At 68.6% G+C, this 21,856-nt stretch carries 20 protein-coding genes and 3 tRNA genes; 14 read left to right on the top strand and 9 right to left on the bottom strand.

What is annotated here, in order from left to right; translation table 11 throughout:
• The first annotated feature begins 45 nt into the window (after positions 1-45).
• The 4 genes from ilvC to FK531_RS16510 all read left to right on the top strand — a co-directional run bounded on the left by ilvC (position 46) and on the right by FK531_RS16510 (position 5,766).
• Positions 46-1,047 carry a ketol-acid reductoisomerase gene (ilvC, locus tag FK531_RS16525; protein ID WP_061700158.1) on the top strand — a complete coding sequence of 334 codons (1,002 nt, stop codon included), beginning with the start codon at positions 46-48 and terminating at the stop codon, positions 1,045-1,047.
• A 163-nt stretch (positions 1,048-1,210) separates the two neighbouring features.
• Positions 1,211-2,905, top strand: a complete 1,695-nt coding sequence (locus tag FK531_RS16520; protein ID WP_142101223.1) for a SulP family inorganic anion transporter — start codon at positions 1,211-1,213, stop codon at positions 2,903-2,905.
• Between the two features lie 167 nt (positions 2,906-3,072).
• On the top strand, positions 3,073-4,665 hold the full coding sequence (serA, locus tag FK531_RS16515; protein ID WP_142101221.1) for a phosphoglycerate dehydrogenase: 1,593 nt from the start codon (positions 3,073-3,075) through the stop codon (positions 4,663-4,665).
• An 87-nt stretch (positions 4,666-4,752) separates the two neighbouring features.
• Positions 4,753-5,766, top strand: coding sequence for a 3-isopropylmalate dehydrogenase (locus FK531_RS16510; protein WP_142101219.1), 1,014 nt, complete (start codon positions 4,753-4,755; stop codon positions 5,764-5,766).
• 68 nt (positions 5,767-5,834) lie between these two features.
• On the opposite strand, the gene FK531_RS16505 is transcribed toward FK531_RS16510, so the two are convergent.
• Complete coding sequence (locus FK531_RS16505) at positions 5,835-7,043, bottom strand: MFS transporter (RefSeq protein WP_181762991.1); 1,209 nt, start codon at positions 7,041-7,043, stop codon at positions 5,835-5,837.
• A gap of 75 nt (positions 7,044-7,118) precedes the next feature.
• Between FK531_RS16505 and FK531_RS16500 the strand changes: the two genes are divergently transcribed.
• From FK531_RS16500 to FK531_RS16480, 5 genes are all read left to right on the top strand, one after another.
• Positions 7,119-7,892: a fumarylacetoacetate hydrolase family protein gene (locus FK531_RS16500; RefSeq protein ID WP_142101217.1), complete on the top strand. Its 774-nt coding sequence runs from the start codon at positions 7,119-7,121 to the stop codon at positions 7,890-7,892.
• 84 nt (positions 7,893-7,976) lie between these two features.
• Entirely contained in the window at positions 7,977-9,452 is a 1,476-nt protein-coding gene (gene gltX, locus FK531_RS16495; RefSeq protein WP_142101215.1) for a glutamate--tRNA ligase, read from the top strand.
• A 138-nt stretch (positions 9,453-9,590) separates the two neighbouring features.
• Positions 9,591-9,662: transfer RNA gene (locus FK531_RS16490), tRNA-Gln, on the top strand.
• Between the two features lie 57 nt (positions 9,663-9,719).
• Positions 9,720-9,795, top strand: a tRNA-Glu gene (locus tag FK531_RS16485).
• A gap of 52 nt (positions 9,796-9,847) precedes the next feature.
• Positions 9,848-9,920 (top strand) — tRNA-Glu (locus FK531_RS16480).
• Positions 9,921-9,973: 53 nt separating this feature from the next.
• On the opposite strand, the gene FK531_RS22440 is transcribed toward FK531_RS16480, so the two are convergent.
• From FK531_RS22440 to FK531_RS16470, 3 genes are all read right to left on the bottom strand, one after another.
• Positions 9,974-10,141, bottom strand: coding sequence for a DUF5302 domain-containing protein (locus FK531_RS22440; protein WP_181762990.1), 168 nt, complete (start codon positions 10,139-10,141; stop codon positions 9,974-9,976).
• 114 nt (positions 10,142-10,255) lie between these two features.
• Positions 10,256-10,753: a PPOX class F420-dependent oxidoreductase gene (locus FK531_RS16475; protein WP_142101213.1), complete on the bottom strand. Its 498-nt coding sequence runs from the start codon at positions 10,751-10,753 to the stop codon at positions 10,256-10,258.
• Between the two features lie 78 nt (positions 10,754-10,831).
• Complete coding sequence (locus FK531_RS16470; RefSeq protein WP_142101211.1) at positions 10,832-11,551, bottom strand: IclR family transcriptional regulator; 720 nt, start codon at positions 11,549-11,551, stop codon at positions 10,832-10,834.
• A gap of 131 nt (positions 11,552-11,682) precedes the next feature.
• On the opposite strand from FK531_RS16470, the gene leuC reads away from it, so the two are divergent.
• The 3 genes from leuC (at position 11,683) to FK531_RS16455 (ending at position 14,605) form a co-directional block, all read left to right on the top strand.
• Entirely contained in the window at positions 11,683-13,116 is a 1,434-nt protein-coding gene (gene leuC, locus FK531_RS16465; RefSeq protein ID WP_181762989.1) for a 3-isopropylmalate dehydratase large subunit, read from the top strand.
• Between the two features lie 28 nt (positions 13,117-13,144).
• Positions 13,145-13,759: a 3-isopropylmalate dehydratase small subunit gene (gene leuD, locus FK531_RS16460; RefSeq protein ID WP_142101208.1), complete on the top strand. Its 615-nt coding sequence runs from the start codon at positions 13,145-13,147 to the stop codon at positions 13,757-13,759.
• A 153-nt stretch (positions 13,760-13,912) separates the two neighbouring features.
• Positions 13,913-14,605: an HU family DNA-binding protein gene (locus FK531_RS16455; RefSeq protein WP_142101207.1), complete on the top strand. Its 693-nt coding sequence runs from the start codon at positions 13,913-13,915 to the stop codon at positions 14,603-14,605.
• 67 nt (positions 14,606-14,672) lie between these two features.
• Here the strand turns inward: FK531_RS16455 and FK531_RS16450 are convergent, their stop codons facing one another.
• The 3 genes from FK531_RS16450 to cofC form a co-directional block, all read right to left on the bottom strand.
• Positions 14,673-15,599 (bottom strand): NUDIX hydrolase, encoded by a 927-nt coding sequence (locus FK531_RS16450; RefSeq protein ID WP_142101205.1) that lies wholly within the window; start codon positions 15,597-15,599, stop codon positions 14,673-14,675.
• Between the two features lie 32 nt (positions 15,600-15,631).
• Positions 15,632-17,788 carry an RNA degradosome polyphosphate kinase gene (locus FK531_RS16445; protein ID WP_290367635.1) on the bottom strand — a complete coding sequence of 719 codons (2,157 nt, stop codon included), beginning with the start codon at positions 17,786-17,788 and terminating at the stop codon, positions 15,632-15,634.
• A 109-nt stretch (positions 17,789-17,897) separates the two neighbouring features.
• The gene (gene cofC / locus FK531_RS16440; RefSeq protein ID WP_142101203.1) at positions 17,898-18,599 is read right to left on the bottom strand and encodes a 2-phospho-L-lactate guanylyltransferase; all 702 of its coding nucleotides are present in this window, start codon (positions 18,597-18,599) and stop codon (positions 17,898-17,900) included.
• Positions 18,600-18,709: 110 nt separating this feature from the next.
• Between cofC and FK531_RS16435 the strand changes: the two genes are divergently transcribed.
• Together FK531_RS16435 and FK531_RS16430 are read left to right on the top strand one after the other, a co-directional pair.
• Entirely contained in the window at positions 18,710-19,708 is a 999-nt protein-coding gene (locus tag FK531_RS16435) for an NAD(P)H-dependent glycerol-3-phosphate dehydrogenase (RefSeq protein WP_142101202.1), read from the top strand.
• Positions 19,709-19,742: 34 nt separating this feature from the next.
• Positions 19,743-20,849, top strand: a complete 1,107-nt coding sequence (locus FK531_RS16430) for a D-alanine--D-alanine ligase family protein (protein WP_142101200.1) — start codon at positions 19,743-19,745, stop codon at positions 20,847-20,849.
• 10 nt (positions 20,850-20,859) lie between these two features.
• Here FK531_RS16430 and FK531_RS16425 read toward each other — a convergent pair whose 3' ends face one another.
• A complete protein-coding gene (locus FK531_RS16425; protein WP_246098219.1) occupies positions 20,860-21,450 on the bottom strand; it encodes a DUF3515 domain-containing protein in 591 nt (196 codons plus the stop codon).
• 26 nt (positions 21,451-21,476) lie between these two features.
• Positions 21,477-21,707: an Lrp/AsnC ligand binding domain-containing protein gene (locus FK531_RS16420; protein ID WP_220126959.1), complete on the bottom strand. Its 231-nt coding sequence runs from the start codon at positions 21,705-21,707 to the stop codon at positions 21,477-21,479.
• Between the last annotated feature and the right edge of the window lie 149 nt (positions 21,708-21,856).

The following is a 21,856-nucleotide window of genomic DNA, read 5'->3' as shown; positions in this document are numbered from 1 at the left end:
CTTTGACGTTAAACCAGAGGAGAGGTAATACCAGTGGCAGTCGAGATGTTCTACGACGATGACGCCGACCTGTCGATCATCCAGGGCCGCAAGGTCGCTGTGATCGGTTACGGCAGCCAGGGCCACGCGCACTCGCTGAGCCTGCGCGATTCCGGCGTCGATGTGCGCATCGGCCTCAAGGAGGGCTCGAAGTCCCGCGCGAAGGCCGAGGAGCAGGGCCTGACCGTCGGCACCCCGGCCGAGGTCTCGGAGTGGGCCGACGTGATCATGGTGCTCGCCCCCGACACCGCGCAGGCGTCGATCTTCACCAACGACATCGAGCCGAACCTCAAGGACGGCGACGCGCTGTTCTTCGGCCACGGCCTCAACATCCACTTCGACCTGATCAAGGCTCCGGAGTTCGTCACGGTCGGCATGGTCGCCCCGAAGGGCCCCGGCCACCTGGTGCGTCGCCAGTTCGTCGACGGCAAGGGCGTTCCCGCGCTCATCGCCATCGACCAGGACCCGAAGGGTGAGGGCCAGGCGCTGGCGCTGTCCTACGCCAAGGGCATCGGCGGCACCCGCGCCGGCGTCATCAAGACCACCTTCAAGGAAGAGACCGAGACGGATCTCTTCGGCGAGCAGGCCGTGCTCTGCGGCGGCACCGAGGAGCTCGTCAAGACGGGCTTCGAGGTCATGGTCGAGGCCGGCTACGCGCCCGAGATGGCGTACTTCGAGGTGCTGCACGAGCTCAAGCTCATCGTCGACCTCATGTACGAGGGTGGCATCGCCCGGATGAACTACTCGGTGTCCGACACCGCGGAGTTCGGTGGCTACCTGTCCGGCCCGCGCGTCATCGACGCCGGCACCAAGGAGCGCATGAAGGCGATCCTGGCCGACATCCAGTCCGGCGAGTTCACCCGTCGCCTCGTCGCCAACGTCGAGAACGGCAACACCGAGCTCGAGGGCCTGCGCAAGGCCAACGCCGAGCACCCGATCGAGGTCACCGGCAAGAAGCTGCGCGACCTGATGAGCTGGGTCGATCGCCCGATCACCGAAACCGCGTAAGGCGGCTCCGCCGCCTGTGAGTCCTTTTGGTCCCTGACTGGACCAGAAGGACGCACAGGCGCGAAGCGCGATGACGCCGGCCCGGTGTCACACTCACAAGGCAACTGCCCGAGTGTGACACCGGGCCTTCGCGTTTCACGGGACCGACTACGGATGGTGATCGATGGCAGGGGAATCGGCGATTCGGCGATGGCTCCCGGGCGTGGAGGTGGCCCGGACCTACCGGCGTGAATGGCTGCGCTCGGACATCGTCGCCGGGCTCGCCCTGACCGCATTGCTGATCCCGGCGGGAATGGGATACGCGCAGGCGGCAGGACTGCCACCCGAAACCGGCCTGTACGCGACCATCGTGCCGCTGCTCGTCTACGCGCTCGTCGGGCCGTCGCGAATCCTGGTGCTGGGGCCCGATTCGTCGCTCGCGCCGATCATCGGTGCGGCGGTGATCCCGCTCACTTCAGGCGACCCGCAGCGGGCAGTCGCGCTCGCCGGTCTGCTCGCGATTCTGATGGGTGCCGTGCTGGTTCTCGGCGGCTTGCTGAACCTGGGCTTCGTGACAGACCTGCTCTCCAAACCGATCCGGCTCGGCTACCTCAACGGCATCGCGCTTGTCGTCGTCGTCAGCCAGGTCCCGAAACTGCTGGGCTTCTCCATCGAGGGCGTGGACCTGATCCACGAGATCCGCGCCACCGTGTCCGCGATCGCGGCGGGCAGGGTCGATCCGACCGCGACGGCTGTAGGAGTTGGCGCACTCGTGGTGATCCTCGGATTTCGGTTGTGGCGCACGCGGATCCCGGGAGTGCTCGTCGCGGTCGTGGGTGCCGTCGCGGTGGCGTACTTCCTCGGACTGTCCGACGACATCCCGATGGTCGGGGCGCTGCCGCACGGACTGCCCGCGCCCGCACTCGGCGGGTTGTCCTGGTCGGACGTCGGCACGCTGATCGGACCGGCCGCCGGCATCGCGTTGATCGCGTTCGCGGACACCGGTGTGCTGTCCCGGACGTTCGCAGCACGCCGCGGCGAGAGCGTCGACGGCAGTCAGGAGATGCGGGCGATCGGCACCGCCAACGTGGCCAGCGGACTGCTCGGCGGCTTCCCGATGTCGGCGAGTTCGTCGCGCACGCCCGTCGCGGAACAGAACGGCGCCAAGTCGCAGCTGGTCGGCGTCGTCGGCGCCGTGGCGATCGTGCTCTTCGTCCTCGTGGCACCGGGCCTGACCGGCTACCTGCCGACCGCCGCGCTCGCGGCGGTGGTGATCGTGGCCGCGACCTCGCTGGTCGACGTCCGCAGTGTCGTCGCGATGTGGGCGATGAGCCGGGTCGAGACCGGGCTGGCGGTGGCGGCCTTCCTCGGGGTCGCGCTGGTCGGCGTACTCGAGGGCATCCTCGTCGCCATCGGCTTGTCGTTCGTGGCGGTGGTCGTGCACGCGTGGCGGCCGTACCGGACCGAACTGGTGGTCGTCCCTGGTGTCGATGGCTACCACGACGTCAAGCGGAACCCGACCGGCAGCCGGATTCCGGGTCTGGTGATCGTGCGGTTCGACGCGCAGCTCTTCTTCGCGAACGGTGCGATCTTCGACGAGTACACCCGCCGGGTCGTCGCGCGGGCGCCGGAGAAGGTCCAGTGGGTGGTGATCGCGGCCGAGCCGATCACAGGTCTGGACACCACCGCGATGGACGAGCTCGTCGAGCTCGACCAGTACCTGTCCGGCAACGGGATTCGCCTGGTGTTCGCGGAGATGAAGGACCCGGTGAAGGACAAGCTGCGCCGATTGGGGCTGGGCGAGCGATTCGGGCCGGACCACTTCTATCCGACCCTCGACACCGCCGTCGGGGCGTTCCGGGGCGAGGCGTCCCGGTAGCTCCGACGCCTTCCTGTGGTGTCCATCATGTGGTATCGGTGACCCGCGGGGTGGGTTCGGCGGGGTTGGACCACTAAGCTGTTCGGGTCACGGTTCCCGTGGGCGCCGGCGCGGCGCCGCGGACCGGGCACGATCCGCCCACACCTAAACCGCAGGGGAGTTCACTCGTGAGCCAGCCAGGCCGTCCCGTTGTCCTGATCGCCGACAAGCTCGCGCAATCGACCGTCGATGCGCTCGGTGACGGTGTCGAGGTGCGCTGGGTCGACGGCCCGGACCGTCCGGCGTTGCTCGCCGCGGTTCCCGAGGCGGACGCCCTGCTGGTCCGCTCCGCCACCACCGTCGACGCAGAGGTCCTCGCCGCCGCGACGAACCTGAAGATCGTCGGTCGCGCCGGTGTCGGCCTCGACAACGTCGACATCCCGGCCGCCACCGAGCGCGGTGTGATGGTCGTCAACGCCCCGACATCGAACATCCACACCGCCGCCGAGCACGCCGTCGCGCTGCTGCTGTCCACGGCCCGCCAGATCCCGGCCGCTGACCGCACCCTGCGCGAGAAGACCTGGAAGCGCTCGAGCTTCAACGGCACCGAGATTCTCGGCAAGACCGTCGGCGTCGTCGGCCTCGGCCGCATCGGCCAGCTGTTCGCGCAGCGTCTCGCCGCGTTCGAGACCCACGTCATCGCGTACGACCCCTACCTGCCCGCGGCCCGCGCCGCCCAACTCGGCATCGAGCTCGTCGACATCGACGAACTGGTCCGCCGCTCCGACTTCATCTCGGTGCACCTCCCCAAGACCAAGGAGACCGCCGGCCTGATCAACGCCGAGCGTCTCGCCACCGCCAAGGACGGGCTGATCATCGTCAACGCCGCCCGCGGCGGGCTGATCGACGAGGACGCGCTGTACGACGCGCTCGTCTCCGGCAAGGTCCGCGCCGCCGGCCTGGACGTGTTCAACACCGAGCCGTGCACCGACTCGAAGCTGTTCGACCTCGACAACGTCGTCGTCACCCCGCACCTCGGTGCGTCCACCTCGGAGGCCCAGGACCGCGCGGGCACCGACGTCGCCAAGTCCGTGCTGCTGGCGCTGGCCGGCGAGTTCGTGCCCGAGGCCGTCAACGTCTCGGGTGGTCCGGTCGGCGAGGAGGTCGCGCCGTGGCTCGACCTGGTCCGCAAGCTCGGCCTGCTCGCGGGCACCCTGTCGCCGGAGGCCGTGCAGAACGTGCAGGTCGTGGTCAGCGGTGAGCTCTCCGCCGAGAACGTCGAGATCCTCGGCCTCGCCGCACTGCGCGGGCTGTTCTCCGCCAGCAGCGACGAGGCCGTCACCTTCGTCAACGCCCCGCAGCTCGCCGAGCAGCGCGGCGTCGGCGTCGAGGTCGACAAGCACAGCGAGGCGCAGACGCACCGCAGCGCCGTCGAGGTGCGCGCGGTTGCCGCCGACGGCACCGTCACCGCGGTCGCGGGCGCGCTGACCGGCCTGCAGCAGGTCGAGAAGATCGTCAACGTCAACGGCCGCAGCTTCGACCTGCGCGCCGAGGGCCACAACATCGTCGTGCACTACCAGGATCGTCCGGGCGTGCTCGGCACCCTCGGCACCGTGCTCGGCAACGCGGGCATCGACATCCAGGCCGCGGCGCTGAGCCAGGACGTGGAGGGTGCCGGCGCGACCGTCATCCTGCGCGTCGACCGCGTCGTCGGTGACGCCGAGGTGGAGCAGATCGTCGCGCAGCTCGACGCCCGCGTCGCCCAGGTCGACCTGTCCTAGTCGAAGCGTGATCGGTGGCCGCGACCATGCAGTTGGTCGCGGCCCCGCCGTTTCTACCTGCAGTCGTATCCACTTGAAGGAGTGTTCATGAAGCTTGCGGTCATCCCCGGAGACGGCATCGGTGTCGAGGTCACGACCGAGGCGCTCAAGGTGCTGCGAAAGCTGGTCCCGGACCTGGAGACCACCGAGTACGACCTCGGTGCCAAGCGCTACAACGCGACCGGTGAGCTGCTGCCCGAGGCGGAGCTCGCGGAGATCCGTCAGCACGACGCGATCCTGCTCGGCGCCATCGGCGACCCGCGGATCGTCGCCCCGGGGGTGCTCGAGCGGGGCCTGCTGCTGAACATGCGGTTCCAGCTGGACCACCACGTGAACCTGCGGCCGTCGCGGCTGTACCCGGGCTCGACGTCGCCGCTGGCCGCGAACCCCGACATCGACTTCGTGGTCGTGCGTGAGGGCACCGAGGGTCCGTACACGGGTAACGGCGGCGCGATCCGCGTCGGCACCCCGCACGAGATCGCGACCGAGGTCTCGATCAACACCTGGTTCGGCGCCGAGCGCGTCGTCCGGTACGCGTTCGAGCTCGCGCAGACCCGACGCAAGCACCTCACGCTGATCCACAAGACCAACGTGCTCTCGAATGCCGGCGCCATCTGGACCCGCGCGATCGAGACCGTGGGCGCCGAGTTCCCCGAGGTCGAGACGGCGTACTGCCACATCGACGCGGCGACCATCTACATGGTGTCCGACCCGTCCCGCTTCGACGTGATCGTCACCGACAACCTGTTCGGCGACATCATCACCGACCTGGCCGGCGCGGTCACCGGCGGTATCGGCCTCTCGGCGTCCGGCAACATCGACGCGTCGGGCACCAACCCGTCGATGTTCGAGCCCGTGCACGGCAGCGCCCCGGACATCGCGGGCAAGGGGATCGCCGATCCCACCGCCGCGATCTCGTCGGTCGCGCTGCTGCTGCGTCACCTCGGCCGTGACGAGGACGCCGCCCGCGTCGAGCGTGCGGTCGAGGCTGACCTCGCCGCTCGCGGTGACGCCCCGATCGTCACCGCCGAGGTCGGCGACCGCATCACCGCCGCCGTCTGACCGGTTCCCAACCTGGGTGAAGGGAACCATCATTCGGTCAGACCGAATGATGGTTCCCTTCACCAGTTCTAGGAGGCGCGCTCGGGGTGGTCCGGCGGGACCAGGGGAGCAGCGAGCACGGGACACAGCGCGGCGAGCGCGAAGGCGGCCGGGAATCCGAACACCCCGATCACTGCGCCGAACAGCGGCGGCACCACCGAGGCGGCCAGGTACTGGCTGGTGTTCTGCGCGCCCAGCGCCCGACCGCTCCAGTAGGGCCCGGAGATCTCGGCGACGGCGGTGAACGCCAACCCGTTGTCCGCGACCGTGATCACCGAAGCCAGGAGCAGCAGGGCGACGGAGATCGGCGAGTCCAGCCAGTCGGTCACCGCCAACGCGGCCATGGACACCGCGGCGGCCAGTGCGACCTGACGCAGCGGCCGCATCCGGCTGCCCACCCGGTCCGACCAGGCGCCGGCGCCGATACGCCCGGCCGCACCGAGCAGTTGCGCTGCGGTGACGAGCACACCGGCCGACGCGGCCGACCAGTGCCGGTCGGTGATCAGCCACACCAGTGCGAACGTCCACACCAGGTACTGCGGGACCACCAGCAGCACCGACACCGCGTGGATCCGCCACAGCACACTGCGTCCGCGGTACGGGTTGTCCAGCAGTCCCTGCTCGGCGGCGTCGGCCCGGCTCGGCCGGGGCGGGTCGATCACGAACGCCAGGCAGCACACCGCGGCCGCCACACAGATGATCGCGGGAAGTGTCATGGCCCAAGAGATTCCGTGGTCAGATGCGATCCGCGGGACGGTCAACGCCGCCACCGCGACCCCCAGTGGCAGGGCCATCTGCCGGATGCCCATGGCGAATCCACGTTGGTGAGCCGGGAACCAGCCGACGACGACGCGTCCGCTGGCGGCGTTGGCGCTCGATGCGGCGGTGCCGCCGAGGAACAGGAACGCGCCGAGCAGGCCCAGCGAGATGTCGGCGGTGACGGCGGCCGCGGCCGAGGCGAGCGCCGCCGCACCCAGTCCGATGCCGAGTACGCGACGTTCGCCGATGCGGTCGACCACCGCGCCCCACGCGATCAGGCTGACCAGGAAACCGACGGTCGGCATCGCGGCGATGACGCCCGCCTGGGCGAGGCTCAGCCCCGCGCGATCGTGCAGGGTCGGGATGAGGAATGCGGGGGCGTTGGCGAAGACACCGCCCGCGGCCTGTGCAAAGACGCCGAGGCCGAGCATCGACCAGCGTCGGGTGGTGCTGACGGCGGGCGGCGCGGCGGTGGTCATGCCTCCACGCTACGAGGAGTGTCCCAGTACCTGAAATGGCAATCCCACATAATGGACGAGCGCTAGGATTCCGCCATGCGCCTAGGTCGAATTGCCAGCCCCGACGGGGTCGCCTTCGTGTCCATCGAGGGGGAGGGCGACGCGCGGACGGCGAAGGAGATCGCCGAACATCCCTTCGGTACCCCGACTTTCACCGGTCGGAGCTGGCCGCTCGCCGACGTGCGACTGCTCGCTCCGATCCTCGCCAGCAAGGTGATCTGCGTCGGCAAGAACTACGCCGCGCACGCCGCCGAGATGGGCGGCGAGGCGCCCGAGGATCCGGTGATCTTCCTCAAGCCGAACACCTCGATCGTCGGGCCGGGTGCGCCGATCCTGTTGCCGCCCACCTCGAACGAGGTGCACTACGAGGGCGAGCTGGCGATCGTGATCGGCCGTCCGTGCAAGGACGTGCCCGCTGCGAAAGCGCTCGAGGTGGTGCTCGGCTACACCGTGGCCAACGACGTCTCCGCGCGCGACCACCAGCGGAAGGACGGGCAGTGGACTCGGGCCAAGGGCCACGACACCTTCTGCCCGCTCGGGCCCTGGATCGAGACGTCGCTCGACGCGTCCGATCTCGAGATCAAGACTGAGGTCGACGGTGCGCTCAAGCAGCGCAGCCGCACATCGCTTCTGCTGCACGACATTCCGAAGATCATCGAGTGGGTCACCGCGGTGATGACGCTGCTGCCCGGCGACGTGATCCTCACCGGCACCCCGGAGGGCGTCGGCCCGATCGTCGCCGGCGACACCGTCAGTGTGACGATCGAGGGCATCGGCACCCTCACCAATCCGGTCGCCGCAAAGGGCTGAACGGCGCCGTCCGTTCCGGACGGCGGAACCGGTGTGGGACTAACCTGTAGGGGACCGATTTCATCCCCTAGAGCCAAGTGAGCCATGACCACCAGCGAAGTGCGTGTTCGTTTCTGCCCGTCACCCACCGGAACCCCGCACGTCGGGCTGATCCGTACGGCCCTGTTCAACTGGGCTTACGCGCGGCACCACGGCGGCAAGTTCGTCTTCCGCATCGAGGACACCGACGCGGCCCGCGACTCGGAGGAGTCGTACCAGGCGATCCTCGACGCGCTGCGGTGGCTCGGACTGACCTGGGACGAGGGACCCGAGGTCGGCGGCCCCTACGAGCCGTACCGGCAGTCCCAGCGCCGGGACCTGCACCTCGAGGTGGTGGCGAAGTTGCTCGCCGCGGGTGAGGCCTACGAGTCGTTCTCCACGCCGGAGGAGGTCGAGGCCCGGCACAAGGCTGCCGGCCGCGACCCCAAGCTCGGCTACGACAACTTCGACCGCGACCTGACCGACGAGCAGCGCCAGGCGTACCTCGACGAGGGACGCAAGCCCGTCGTGCGGCTGCGGATGCCCGACCACGACCTGACCTGGGTGGACCTCGTGCGCGGCGAGACGACGTTCAAGGCGGGCACGGTGCCGGACTTCGCGCTCACCCGCGGCAACGGCATTCCGCTGTACACGCTCGTGAACCCGGTCGACGACGCGCTGATGAAGATCACCCACGTGCTGCGCGGTGAGGACCTGCTGTCCTCCACGCCGCGTCAGCTGGCGCTCTACGAGGCGCTGCAGCGCGTCGGCGTCGCCGAGTTCACCCCGGAGTTCGGGCACCTGCCGTTCGTGATGGGGCAGGGCAACAAGAAGCTGTCCAAGCGTGACCCCGAGTCGAACCTGTTCATCCACCGCGACCGCGGGTTCATCCCCGAGGGCCTGCTCAACTACCTGGCGCTGCTGGGCTGGAGCATCGCCGACGACCACGACGTGTTCTCCCTCACGGAGATGGTCGAGGCGTTCGACGTCTCGAAGGTGAACTCGAATCCGGCGCGCTTCGACCAGAAGAAGGCCGACGCGATCAACGCCGAGCACATCCGACTGCTCGAGCCCGCCGACTTCTCGGCCCGACTGCGGGCGTACCTGACCACGCACGGTCACCCCGTCGATGCCGTGACCGTCGAACAGTTCGACGTCGCAGCCGACCTCGTGCAGACCCGCATCGTCGTGCTCTCCGACGCCTGGGACCTGCTGAAGTTCCTGTTCGTCGACGAGGCGGACTTCGCGATCGATCCGGCCACCGCGGCGAAGAACCTGGGCGCCGACGCCGCGCCGGTGCTCGACGCGACAGTCGCCGCCCTCGACGGGCTGGAGACCTGGGTCACCGCGGATCTCGAGGAGGCGCTCAAGGCCGCACTCATCGAGGGGTTGGAACTCAAGCCGCGCAAGGCCTTTGCTCCGGTGCGCGTCGCGGTGACCGGTTCGCACATCAGTCCGCCGCTGTACGAGTCGATGGAGTTGCTCGGCCGCGAGAAGACGATGGCCCGGTTGCGCTCGGCACGCGCCCAGGTCGGCCAGTAGGTCCGGCGGTCGCGGTCAGGGGGCCGATATCGGCCCCCTGACCAGCCGATTTGGAGAATCACCCCAGGGCTTTGCTATTGTTCTCCTCGTCCGAAACGGAGCGCACAGCCGCAAGGTTGAGCGAGCCGCCGAGGTCATTGGGGTATGGTGTAATTGGCAACACAGCGGTTTCTGGTACCGCCATTCTAGGTTCGAGTCCTGGTACCCCAGCGGTGAGTTCAGTGAATATTTCGCCGGACTGTCCGAGCAGTACACGGCACGTTCCCTGGCCCCGTCGTCTAGCGGCCTAGGACGCCGCCCTCTCAAGGCGGTAGCGCGGGTTCGAATCCCGTCGGGGCTACCACGGAGAGCGTGCCGAAAACATGTGATCGCGAGAATGTGGCGATCATGATCCTGGCCCCGTCGTCTAGCGGCCTAGGACGCCGCCCTCTCAAGGCGGTAGCGCGGGTTCGAATCCCGTCGGGGCTACAACGAAAAGACCCTCCGGTTGTCCGGAGGGTCTTTGTCGTTTCTGCGCGAGCTCAGCCGCTTTTGCGGCGGAATTCTCGCTTGTGGTCGGCGGGCCCGTGGGTGTGATGAATTTTCGAGTCGCCGGCCGAACTCGACGCCGGCGTCGCGTTCTTGTGGTTCTTCCGGTCGAGCGCCTCACGGAACTGCTGCTTGATCTGTTCGTTCTCGGAGTCGGTCACGATGCGTTCCTCCTGTTGTCGGTCGCACCGTGACCGTACCGCCGTCGCCGCCTCGCGTCGCGGCAATTTCCCGCGAGCCGGGCCGTGCCGGCGGAGACGCAGTGTGTCAGAGGGTCAGAGGTACTGTGCGGTGCTGCCGCCGACCGGCATCTGGGGCAGTCCCAGCTTCCGGTGATCCCAGGAGCGCACCCGGTCGGGCCGGACGCGCACCGCGACCCGCTTGTGCAGCATCATCTCGATGGCCGGATCGACGTCGGCGGAGTACGGGCCGGTGTAGCGCTCCCAGATGCTCACGCCCACCTGCCAGAGCGCGTCGGCGTCGTCGACGATCTCGGCCGTGCCCTCGAACGAGACACCGCGCAGGGTGTCGTAGGTCTGCCCGTCCTCGATCATGACGGTGATCCGGTCGTCTCGACGGAGGTTGACGGCCTTCTGCGACTTGGCCTTCGTCTCGAACCAGAGCTCGCCGTCGATCAGCGCGTACCACATCGCGATGAGGTGCGGTGCCCCGCTGTGGCCGACGGTCGCCATGGTGGCGACCCGGCTGCGTTCGACGAACTGCGTGATCTCGGACTCGGTCATCGTGATCTGAGACCGTTGGTTGGTGCCCACTGCGACGTCCTCCCATGGGGATCGGAACCTGTTGTCGCATGCACTGTGCCACGGCTGGGCGCGTCGGCGGCCGAGATCTCAGAGGCGCTTGTGCAGAGCCTCCGCGGCCGCGAGCAGGTCCGCCGCCCAGCGTGCGCCCGGACGCCTGCCCATCCGGTCGATGGGGCCGGAGACGGAGATGGCCGCGACCACGGCGCCGCTGCGATCGCGTACCGGTGCCGCGACGCTGGCGACGCCGGGCTCGCGCTCGGCCGCGCTCTGTGCCCAGCCACGCTTGCGGACCTCCACCAGTACCCGTTCGCTGAACAGTGCGTCGGGCAGGACAAGTCGCTGCACCTGTGGATCTGCCCAGGCGAGTAGCACCTTCGCCCCCGAGCCCGCGGTCATCGGCAGCCGGGCCCCGACGAGCACGGTGTCGCGCAGGCCGGTCGGCGGCTCCATCGAGGCGACGCAGACTCGCTGCAGGCCCTCGCGGCGATAGAGCTGGACACTCTCGCCGGTGATCTCGCGCAGCCGCGGCAGCACCAGTGCGGCGGCTTCGAGCAGGCTGTCGTTCGCTGCGGGAGCCAGCTCGGACAGTCCGGGGCCCGGCCGCCACAGGCCGTCGGAGTCGCGCGCGAGCAGTCGGTGCACCTCGAGCCCGACGGCGAGGCGGTGGGCCGTCGCGCGCGGCAATCCGGTGCGCGCACACAGTTCGCCGAGATTGCACGGTTGCTCGGCGACGGCGTACAGAACCGACATGGCCTTGTCGAGTACCCCGATCCCGCTGGTGGCGGGGGAGCCGCTATGCTGTCTCATAGGTCGATACTATCGTCTCGCATTATGAGATGGAAATTCGGGACGATGCGATCGACTCGAACCGAGAGATGATGGAAGTCGGGCGCCGACCGGGCCCGTCTGATCCCCGGGGCGGGACGAATCACAAAGAGGTGGAGAACATGGCCAGCACAGGGCGCACCCTGGCGGAGAAGGTGTGGGACGAGCACGTCGTCGTCAAGGGAGAGGGCGAGGGATCGGCGCGCAAGCCGGACCTCATCTACATCGATCTGCATCTGGTTCACGAGGTGACCAGTCCGCAGGCGTTCGACGGACTCCGGCTGGCGGGCCGCCCCCTTCGGCGTCCCGACCTCACGATCGCGACCGAGGACCACAACGTGCCGACGGTCGACATCGACAAGCCGATCGCCGACCCGGTCTCGCGCACGCAGGTCGAGACGTTGCGCCGCAACTGCGAGGAGTTCGGTGTCCGCCTGCACGCGATGGGCGACCTGGACCAGGGCATCGTGCACGTGGTCGGTCCGCAGCTCGGCCTGACCCAGCCCGGCATGACCGTCGTGTGTGGTGACAGCCACACCTCGACGCACGGTGCTTTCGGTGCTCTCGCAATGGGAATCGGAACCAGCGAGGTCGAGCACGTGATGGCGACGCAGACGTTGTCGCTGCGTCCGTTCAAGACGATGGCGATCAACGTCGAGGGTGAACTCGCGCCCGGCGTCATGAGCAAGGACCTGATCCTCGCCGTGATCGCCAAGATCGGGACCGGCGGCGGTCAGGGCTACGTGCTCGAGTACCGCGGCGAGGCCATCAGGAACCTGTCGATGGAAGCCCGAATGACGATCTGCAACATGTCGATCGAGGCGGGTGCACGTGCCGGCATGATCGCCCCCGACGAGACGACCTACGAGTTCATCAAGGGCCGCCCGCACGCCCCGTCGGGCGCCGACTGGGACGCCGCGGTCGCGTCCTGGGAGCAGTTGAAGACCGACGAGGGTGCGGTTTTCGACAACGAAGTGACCATCGACGCATCCACGCTCACCCCATTCGTGACCTGGGGCACCAACCCGGGCCAGGGCGCTCCGCTCGGCGCGACGGTGCCGAACCCCGCCGACATCGTCGACGAGAGCGAGCGGGCCGCGGCCGAGAAGGCGCTCGGCTACATGGGACTGGAGGCGGGCACGCCGCTGCGTGAGATCGCCGTGGACACCGTGTTCGTCGGTTCCTGCACCAACGGGCGGATCGAGGATCTGCGGGCCGTGGCGAGCGTCCTGAAGGGCCGCAAGGTGGCTCCGGGTGTGCGCATGCTCGTGGTGCCCGGCTCGATGCGGGTACGCGCGGAAGCCGAGAAGGAGGGCCTGGGTGACATTTTCGTCGCGGCCGGCGCCGAATGGCGGCAGGCAGGTTGCTCGATGTGCCTCGGCATGAACCCGGATCAGCTGGCGTCGGGCGAGCGTTCGGCCTCCACGTCCAACCGGAACTTCGAGGGCCGACAGGGCAAGGGCGGGCGTACGCATCTGGTTTCGCCGCTGGTTGCTGCGGCGACCGCCGTGCGCGGAACGCTCTCCGCGCCTGCGGACCTGGACTGAAGACACGGAAGCGACAGGAGATAAATCGATGGAAGCCTTCACCACTCACAAGGGCATCGGCGTCCCCCTGCGGCGATCAAATGTCGACACCGATCAGATCATTCCCGCGGTCTACCTAAAGCGGGTGACTCGCACGGGTTTCGAGGACGGGCTCTTCGCGGCCTGGCGTAACGATCCGGAGTTCATTCTCAACATCGCGCCCTACGACAAGGGAACGGTTCTGGTGGCCGGGCCGGACTTCGGCACCGGGTCCTCCCGCGAGCATGCGGTGTGGGCGCTCTCGGACTTCGGTTTTCGGGTCGTGATCGCGTCCCGCTTCGCCGACATCTTCCGCGGCAACGCCGGCAAGGCCGGTCTGCTCGCTGCCGAGGTCGAGCAGGCGGACGTCGAGTTGCTCTGGAAGTTGCTCGAGGAACAGCCCGGACTCGAAATTGTTGTGGATCTCACGAATCGGACGATCAGCGCCGGAACTCTAGTGGTGCGCTTCAGCATTGACGACTACACGCGGTGGCGTCTGCTCGAGGGCCTCGACGACATCGGATTGACGTTGCGCCAGGTAGACGCGATTTCCGAGTTCGAAAAGTCAAGGCCGTCATGGAAACCTGCGACTCTTCCGGAGCGCATCGCAGAGGGTGACCGATAGGCGGACTAAGCAGATCGGTAGCCGGACAAGGGGAGCCACGCCGCTGAGAAGGGCATGAGAATTGGCGTGGCACATAGACTCTTGCGCTTTTCCGGTTTACCGTATTTGCTAGTCGGTCCGACAATGGGCCATTGGTATGCGGAGGTACATCCAATGAACAAGGCAGAGCTCATTGATCAGCTCACCGAGAGACTGAGCTCGGACCGTCGGGCTGCGACCGAAGCGGTCGAGCACGTCGTCGACATCATCGTCCGCGCCGTGCACGCCGGTGAGAACGTCACCATCACAGGATTCGGCGTCTTCGAGCAGCGCCGCCGCGCGGCTCGCGTCGCGCGCAACCCGCGCACCGGTGAGACCGTCAAGGTCAAGCCGACGTCGGTCCCGGCCTTCCGTCCCGGCGCTCAGTTCAAGGCCGTCATCGCGGGCAAGCAGAAGCTGCCGGCCAGCGGTCCCGCCGTGAAGCGTGGCTCCGCAGCGGCGCCGGCCAAGAAGGCGGCCGCGAAGAAGACGGTTGCCAAGAAGGCGGCACCCGCGAAGAAGACCGTCGCCAAGGCGGCACCGGCCAAGAAGGCGGCGCCCGCCAAGAAGGCGGTCGTGAAGAAGGCGGCACCGGCCAAGAAGGCGGTCGTGAAGAAGGCGGCACCGGCCAAGAAGACGGTCGCGAAGAAGACCGTCGCCAAGGCGACCCCGGCGAAGAAGACCGTCGCCAAGAAGACCGTCGCCAAGGCGACCCCGGCGAAGAAGACCGTCGCGAAGAAGGCGGCACCCGCCAAGAAGGCGGTCGTGAAGAAGGCGGCACCGGCCAAGAAGGCTCCGGCCAAGAAGGCTCCGGCCCGCAAGCGATAGCAGACCGACTGCGCGAAACAGGGGCGGCGACGGGACATCCCGTCGCCGCCCTGTTCGTGTGTACGACTTACACGTCCGGCAGTGCGCTGTCGATGTGGTTCGCGGCGACCAGTTTGCCGCCCGACAGCGACAGCACCCAGGTGCTGCCCTTTCGGTTGCGGGCAGGTGGGAGATCGATTCCGTCACGCTCGGCCCACCGCTCGAGCAGGTCCGGGATCACCCGGCCCTGGCTGCAGATGACCTGAACGCCGCCGCGTGCCGCGATCTTTCGGGTCACCGCCTGCGCCGCCGCGGGATCCTTCGCGTACGCCTCCTCGGAGAGCGCCGGCTCGACTGCGATGTCGACACCGATGGCCTCCGCGAGAGGTTCGACCGTCTGGACACACCGCGCCCGATCCGCTGCGTGAATCTCGGTCGCCCCGAACGCCTGCAGCAGCGTGCTCAGGGCGGCGGCCTGCGTCCTGCCGTTCTTGTCGAGCGGCCGGAGTGCGTCGTCGCCCGAGTACCGCTCGCTGCGGCCCGCCTTCGCGTGCCGGACCACCAGCACGGTGGTGGTGTCGACGGGCAACTTGAGGAATCGGCGCAGGACCTTGTGGTCCACCGAATACGACAGCGCCCCGAACACGTCGTCCGGCGCGAGCCAGCGCAGCACGTCGACCTCGTTGTTGGGTACGAACTCCCCGCCCAGCGCCTCCGCCGCCCAGTAGTCGACCCGCTTGCGCCTGCGGTGCCCCGGGATCTCGTAGGACACCCGGGTGACATGCCTGCCGAGTTGCACCCGAAGGCCGGTCTCCTCCTCCACCTCGCGCAGCGCGGCGACCACCGGAGTCTCGCCCGGGTCGAGCTTGCCCTTCGGGAATGACCAGTCGTCGTACTTCGGGCGGTGGATCAGGGCGATCTCGATCTCGTACGGGTTGGTCGGCGACTTGCGCCACAGGACCGCCCCTGCCGCAAAGATGTTGGCTTTGATCGGGCGATCCGACTTCGAGGTCACAAAGTTGCCTTCCTGCGCTCGGGAGAAGTGGCCTAGGCGCCGCCGCCGCGGCGGCTGCGCATCAGTTCCTGTTGGTGTTCGCGGACCTGCTCGCCGCGCGCGGGCGAGGCCGCCCAACTGCCGTCGGACTGCAGCACCCAGCACCGGGTGGTCGGGTCGAGCGCGGAGTCGAAGATGTCGCCGAGCTGGCGGCTCAGGCGTGGATCCTTCACCTGAGCCATGACCTCGACGCGGCGGTCGAGATTGCGATGCATCATGTCGGCGCTGCCGATCCAGAACTCGTTCGCGCCGACGAAGTGCAGGATGCGCGAGTGCTCGAGGAAGCGTCCGAGAATCGAACGCACCTCGATGTTCTCGCTGAGGCCGGGGACGCCGGGTTTGAGTGCGCAGATTCCCCGGACGACGACCTGCACGGGGACCCCGGCCTGCGAGGCGCGGTAGAGCGCGTCGATCACCTGCTCGTCGACGAGTGCGTTGGCCTTGAGGCGGATTCCGGCGGGGCGGCCCGCGAGCTTGGCCTCGGTTTCTGCCTGGATGCGCGCGACGATGCCCGCTCGCACTCCGTAGGGAGCGACGAGAAGGTTGCGGTACTTGGCTTTTCGCGAGTACCCGGTCAGTGAGTTGAACAGGTCGGTGAGGTCCGCGCCGATCTCGGGCGAGGACGTCAGCAGGCCGACGTCCTCGTAGAGCCGGGCGGTCTTGGGGTTGTAGTTGCCGGTGCCGATGTGGCAGTAGCGGCGGATGGTCGAGCCCTCGCGGCGTACCACGAGGCACGTCTTGCAGTGCGTCTTGAGACCGACGAGCCCGTACACCACGTGCACGCCGGCCTGCTCCAGCTTGCGGGCCCACTTGATGTTCGCCTGCTCGTCGAAGCGCGCCTTGATCTCCACCAGTGCGACCACCTGCTTGCCTGCCTCCGCGGCGTCGACGAGGGCGTTGACGATCGGGGAGTCTCCGGAGGTCCGGTACAGCGTCTGCTTGATGGCGAGTACGTGCGGGTCGGCGGCCGCCTGTTCGATGAACCGCTGCACGCTCGTGGAGAAGGAGTCGTACGGGTGGTGCACCAGGACGTCCCCGTCGCGCAGGGTCGAGAACACACTCTTGGGTGTCTCGCGTTCGCCGAACGCCGGGTGGGTGGCGGGTACGAACGGCGCGTCCTTGAGGTTGGCGCGGTCGACGCCGTAGACCTGCCACAGGCACGACAGGTCGAGGAGTCCGGGCACCTGGATCACATCGCCCGGGTCGACGTCGAGCTCGCGCAGCAGCAGTTCGAGCATGTGGTCGGTCATGTCGTCGGCGACCTCGAGCCGGACCGGGGACCCGAACCGGCGGCGGGCGAGTTCGCGTTCGAGGGCCTGTAGCAGGTCCTCGTCCCGATCTTCCTCGACCTCGAAGTCGGCGTTGCGAGTGATCCGGAAGGCGTGGTGCTCGACGATCTCCATGCCGGGGAACAGGACGCCGAGGTGCGCGGCGATCAGCGCCTCCATCGGCAGGAACGCCGGGATGGTGGCGGGGGAGTCGGTGCGGTTCACCCGGACGAACCGATCCACGTTGTCGGGCACCTTGACCCTGGCGAAGTGTTCGCCGCCCGTCGACGAGTCCTTCACGGTCACCGCGAGGTTGAGACTGAGGCCGCTGATGTACGGGAACGGGTGCGCCGGATCGACGGCCAGCGGGGTGAGGACCGGGAACACCTGGTCGATGAAGTACTCCGACAGCCGGCGCTCCTCGGTGGCGTCGAGGTCGGACCACCGGATGATCGAGATGCCCGCGGTCGCGAGCTCGGGGAGCACCTTGTCGAGGAAGGTGCGCGCATGGCGCTCCGTGATCTCCTGGGAGCGCCGATTGATCAGAGCCAGTTGTTCGCGCGGGGTCAGCCCGTCCGCCGAGCGGACCGACAGTCCGGTCTCGTCGCGGCGCTTGAGGCCGGCGACGCGCACCATGTAGAACTCGTCGAGGTTCGAGGCGAAGATCGCCAGGAACTTGGCGCGTTCGAGGAGGGGGAGCGACGGATCCTCGGCCAGGCTGAGCACCCGGGAGTTGAAGTCGAGCCAGCTGAGTTCGCGGTTGAGGTAGCGGTCCTCGGCCAGCGGGATCACCGAACCGTCGACGGCCAGCGGGGTGGCGGCGGGCGGCGCGGTCGGGATCACCGGCAGGTGGTTGGTCGTCGCCGGGCCGGCCTCACGCACCCCGTTGGTCGCCGCCTGTGCTCCGATGTCCTGTCTCACGCTCTCGCCGTTGCTCACGCGTCGATCATCCCCCAGATCGAGAGCCCACGACAATCGACGACCTCAGATTTCAGATGAATTCTGTGCTGCGCCGATACCCTGGCTGCCAACCGATTCGGTGCAGCGTCTCGGCAGTAGCGGGCCCTGGGCCGAGGACTGCTGCGGCGTCCAGATCGGCGGCGGTGTCGACGTCGAGTCGCAGACCCGGCCAGTTCCCGGCCAACGCCGTGGCGCCGGAGTCCAGGTGACGCCGCGCCGAGCCCGCACCGAAGCGCGGGTCGAACTCCGTGCTCGGGTCGCCCACGATCAGTGCGGACGTCCCGGTGCCGTGATGGTCCACGACGATCGCGCGCGGATACGACCGAGCCCGGTCGAGCGCTTCGGACAGTTCGGTCCCGGCCAGGCACGGCAGGTCGCCCTGGAGCGCGACGAGTGGGCCGTCGGCCACACGGGAAGCGGCTACCCGGGCGGCAGCCCGCAGCACCCCGTTCAGCCCGTCCCCGCCGGGGTCCTCCGGGTCGCGGTACCACCGGGCGCCGGCGGCCTCGGCGGCCTCGGCGACCGTCGCGTCCGGGGTGATCACGGTGACCTCGCCCACCGCCGGCGCCGAGCGGGCGGCAGCCAGGGTGTCTCGCAGCATGGCCAGGACCAGGGCATTGCGGTCGGCGGGGCCGAGGCGCGGTGCCAGCCGGCTCTTGGCCCGGTCGAGGTCCTTGACGGCGATGAGCACGTGCGCCTGCCCGGGGGGCGGTGTGCGGGGCGCGACGTCCATGGGACCAATCCTGCCAGCATCGCCGGTTCGGGCGGTCGGCCGTGGCCCCCTCTCCGTCGATTGCTGACAGAATGCGGTGAGTTGCGGGCTGGAGTGGGCGGAGGAGCTGGATGGCGAGAGCAGCGGTACTTGGGGCGGGTTCGTGGGGGACCGCGTTCGCGAAGGTGTTGGCGGATGCCGGCACCGACGTCACGCTGTGGGCGCGCAGAGCGGAAGTGGCGGAAGCGATCTCGACCGGCCATGTCAATCCGTTCTATCTCGACGGCATCGAGCTGCCGCCCACGCTTGCGGCCACGAGCGATCCGGAGCGGGCGCTCGACGGCGCGGACATCGTGGTGCTCGCGGTCCCGTCGCAGTCGTTGCGGGAGAACCTGGCGGCGTGGACACCACTGATCGGGTCCGACTCGTCGCTGTTGTCGCTGGCCAAGGGCATCGAGAGCGGCACCCTGCTCCGAATGAGCGAGGTGATCAGTGAGGTCACCGGCGCCGACCCGTCCCGGGTCGCGGTGCTGTCCGGGCCGAACCTTGCTCGCGAGATCGCGGCAGGCCAGCCCGCCGCGACGGTCGTCGCGTGCACCGACGAGGCGCGGGCTGTCGAGATTCAGAAATCTTGTGCGACAGGATATTTCCGTCCGTACACCAATGTCGACGTGGTCGGGTGCGAGATCGGCGGGGCCTGCAAGAACGTCATCGCACTCGCGTGTGGCATGGCATCGGGACTCGGCCTCGGTGAGAACACGAACGCCTCGATCATCACCCGGGGGTTGGCGGAGATGATCCGACTCGGCGTGGCGCTCGGCGCGAACCCGGCGACTCTGGCCGGTCTGGCCGGCGTCGGCGACCTGGTCGCGACCTGCTCCTCGCCGCTGTCCCGAAACCGGACGTTCGGTACTCACCTCGCGCAGGGCGGCACCCTGGCCAGTGCCCAGGCGGCGACCAGAGGGCAGGTGGCCGAGGGCGTCAAGTCGTGCACCTCGGTCCGGGCGCTCGCGCAGCGCAGCGGCGTGGAGATGCCGCTCACCGAGGCCGTGCACAAGGTCTGCCACGAGGGGTTGTCCGTGCGTGAGGCGGTCGGACTGCTGCTCGGTCGGCGCATTAAACCCGAATGAGGGCGCGCACGGGTTGGAACGGTACTGTTTGCAGGTGAGTAATCCGCGTACGAGGGTGGCTGTGGTCTTCGGTGGCCGCAGCAGTGAGCACTCGGTGTCCTGTGTTTCCGCCGGCAGTGTGCTGCGCTACCTCGATCCGGAGCGCTACGAGGTGGTGCCGATCGGAATCACCCCCGACGGCGCCTGGGTGCTCGGCCCGGCCGACCCCTCGACCTTGGCGATCGACGGCCGCTCGATGCCCTCGGTGGACACCACCGGTGCGGCGCTGACGCTGACCGCCGACCCGACCCGGGCCGGCGCGCTGGTCGCCCTCGGTAACGAGGAGGCGGGCGCGATCCTGGCGTCGGTCGACGTGGTCTTTCCCGTCCTGCACGGCGCCTACGGCGAGGACGGCACCATCCAGGGGTTGCTCGAACTCGCGGGGCTGCCCTACGTCGGCCCCGGCGTGCTGGCCAGCGCTGCGGGCATGGACAAGGAGTTCACCAAGAAGCTGCTCGCCGCGGAGGGACTGCCCGTCGGCAGACAGGTGGTGCTGCGCCCCGGCACCGCCACCCTGGCGGAGGCCGACCGAGCGGAACTCGGACTGCCGGTGTTCGTCAAGCCCGCTCGCGGCGGATCCTCGATCGGGATCAGCCGGGTCTCGTCCTGGGAAGACCTGGACGAGGCGATCGCGCACGCGCGCAGCCACGACCCGAAGGTGATCGTGGAGGCCGCGATCCACGGCCGCGAGGTCGAATGCGGAGTTCTCGAATTCCCCGACGGCGCAGTGCGTTCGAGCGTCGTCGCGGAGATTCGGATGCCCGAGTTCGCGGAGGACGACGGCGCCTTCTACGACTTCGACACCAAGTACCTCGACGACATCTGCGAGTTCGACGTCCCGGCCAAGCTCGAGGACGACATCAGCGAGGAGATCCGCGCGATCGCCGTGCGCGCCTTCGCCGCGCTGGACTGCCAGGGTCTTGCCCGGGTGGACTTCTTCGTCACCGAGAACGGCCCGGTGATCAACGAGATCAACACCATGCCCGGCTTCACGTCGATCTCGATGTTCCCGCGCATGTGGGACGCCGCCGGCATCGACTACCGGACCCTGGTCTCGACGCTGGTCGACACCGCGCTCGCGCGCGGCACCGGACTCCGCTGACCTCGTTCCCCTAGGGGTTCGGCACCGGCGCCGGATCGAGCGGCTTCGGTTGCAGCGCCGCCGCGACCGCGTCGGAGGCGTCCTGCAGCGGGCTCGGTCCGAGTCCGTGCGGGATCGTCGCAGCCACGTACACACCGCGGTCGACGGCGAACCATGTGCTGGCGTCGACTCCGTCGCCGCCGGGCACCTCGAACCACTGCACGCCGTTGACGACCTGCAGGGCGCTCGCCGCGTTGAACTCGGTGGGCCGGTCGAGGCCACAGCGGAGCACGATCTCCGAGGCGTCCGCCGACTGCCAGGCCGCCGCGGCCTCCGGGGCCGGGTCGACCAGTTCGGCGCGGGTGAAGTCGCCGAGTTTCTCGGGTAGCGCGCCGGTCAGTGCGGTGCACTCGGGCGAGCCCGAGGCGGGTGCCGGGACCGCGCCGAGGGCGACGGGTTCGAGTGTCGGATTGCGCCCGGCCATGAACGCGGCGACTAGGACGCCCACGACCAACGCGACGGGCAGTGCGACGGCGGCGGCGATCAGGCCGGGACTGCGGCGGGAGGCAGCGTCGGACTCTGTCGCAGCGTCGGACTCGGTTACAGCGTCGGACTCGGACACTGCGTCGGGTTCGGAAGAGTTCTCGGTCACGCGCTCGCCGCCACCTGACAGGTCAGGGTCCGGGTGATGCCCGCGACCTGCTGGATTCGCTGAACCACGGCCGGCATCTCGTCGGCGCCGGCAGCCTCGATACGTACGACGACGTCGTACGGCCCGAGAACGTCCTCGGAGGTAAGTACGCCGGACAGTCCCGCGATCTGCTGCGCGATCGACGTGGCCTTGCCCACCTCGGTCTGTATCAAGATGAAAGCCTGCACCACCGGTGGGCCCCTTCCCAGCGCAGCGCCATCACGACCTCGGTAGAGTCGCGGTGACCTGGCTTGCTCCGTGCTCGACCGGGTCGATCCCCGGCCGCCCTCAAGGGTACCGCGGTCACTTTCGACGGAGGTGCGCCATCAGCTCGACG

This window comes from Rhodococcus spelaei (assembly GCF_006704125.1).
In the GTDB taxonomy this organism is placed as follows: Bacteria; Actinomycetota; Actinomycetes; order Mycobacteriales; family Mycobacteriaceae; genus Rhodococcus_G; species Rhodococcus_G spelaei.
Note: the sequence above shows the minus strand (reverse complement) of the source record. Positions and strands in the feature narration are given on the sequence as shown.

Excerpts from the sequence above, each read along its gene's own strand:
- FK531_RS16435 (WP_142101202.1), top strand. The coding sequence starts at position 18,710 with ATGGCGAGAGCAGCGGTACTTGGGGCGGGTTCGTGGGGGACCGCGTTC.
- cofC (WP_142101203.1), bottom strand. The coding sequence starts at position 18,599 with ATGGACGTCGCGCCCCGCACACCGCCCCCCGGGCAGGCGCACGTGCTC.
- leuD (WP_142101208.1), top strand. The coding sequence starts at position 13,145 with ATGGAAGCCTTCACCACTCACAAGGGCATCGGCGTCCCCCTGCGGCGA.
- FK531_RS16520 (WP_142101223.1), top strand. The coding sequence starts at position 1,211 with ATGGCAGGGGAATCGGCGATTCGGCGATGGCTCCCGGGCGTGGAGGTG.
- FK531_RS16500 (WP_142101217.1), top strand. The coding sequence starts at position 7,119 with ATGCGCCTAGGTCGAATTGCCAGCCCCGACGGGGTCGCCTTCGTGTCC.
- FK531_RS16455 (WP_142101207.1), top strand. The coding sequence starts at position 13,913 with ATGAACAAGGCAGAGCTCATTGATCAGCTCACCGAGAGACTGAGCTCG.
- gltX (WP_142101215.1), top strand. The coding sequence starts at position 7,977 with ATGACCACCAGCGAAGTGCGTGTTCGTTTCTGCCCGTCACCCACCGGA.
- FK531_RS16510 (WP_142101219.1), top strand. The coding sequence starts at position 4,753 with ATGAAGCTTGCGGTCATCCCCGGAGACGGCATCGGTGTCGAGGTCACG.
- FK531_RS16470 (WP_142101211.1), bottom strand. The coding sequence starts at position 11,551 with ATGAGACAGCATAGCGGCTCCCCCGCCACCAGCGGGATCGGGGTACTC.
- ilvC (WP_061700158.1), top strand. The coding sequence starts at position 46 with ATGTTCTACGACGATGACGCCGACCTGTCGATCATCCAGGGCCGCAAG.
- FK531_RS16505 (WP_181762991.1), bottom strand. The coding sequence starts at position 7,043 with ATGACCACCGCCGCGCCGCCCGCCGTCAGCACCACCCGACGCTGGTCG.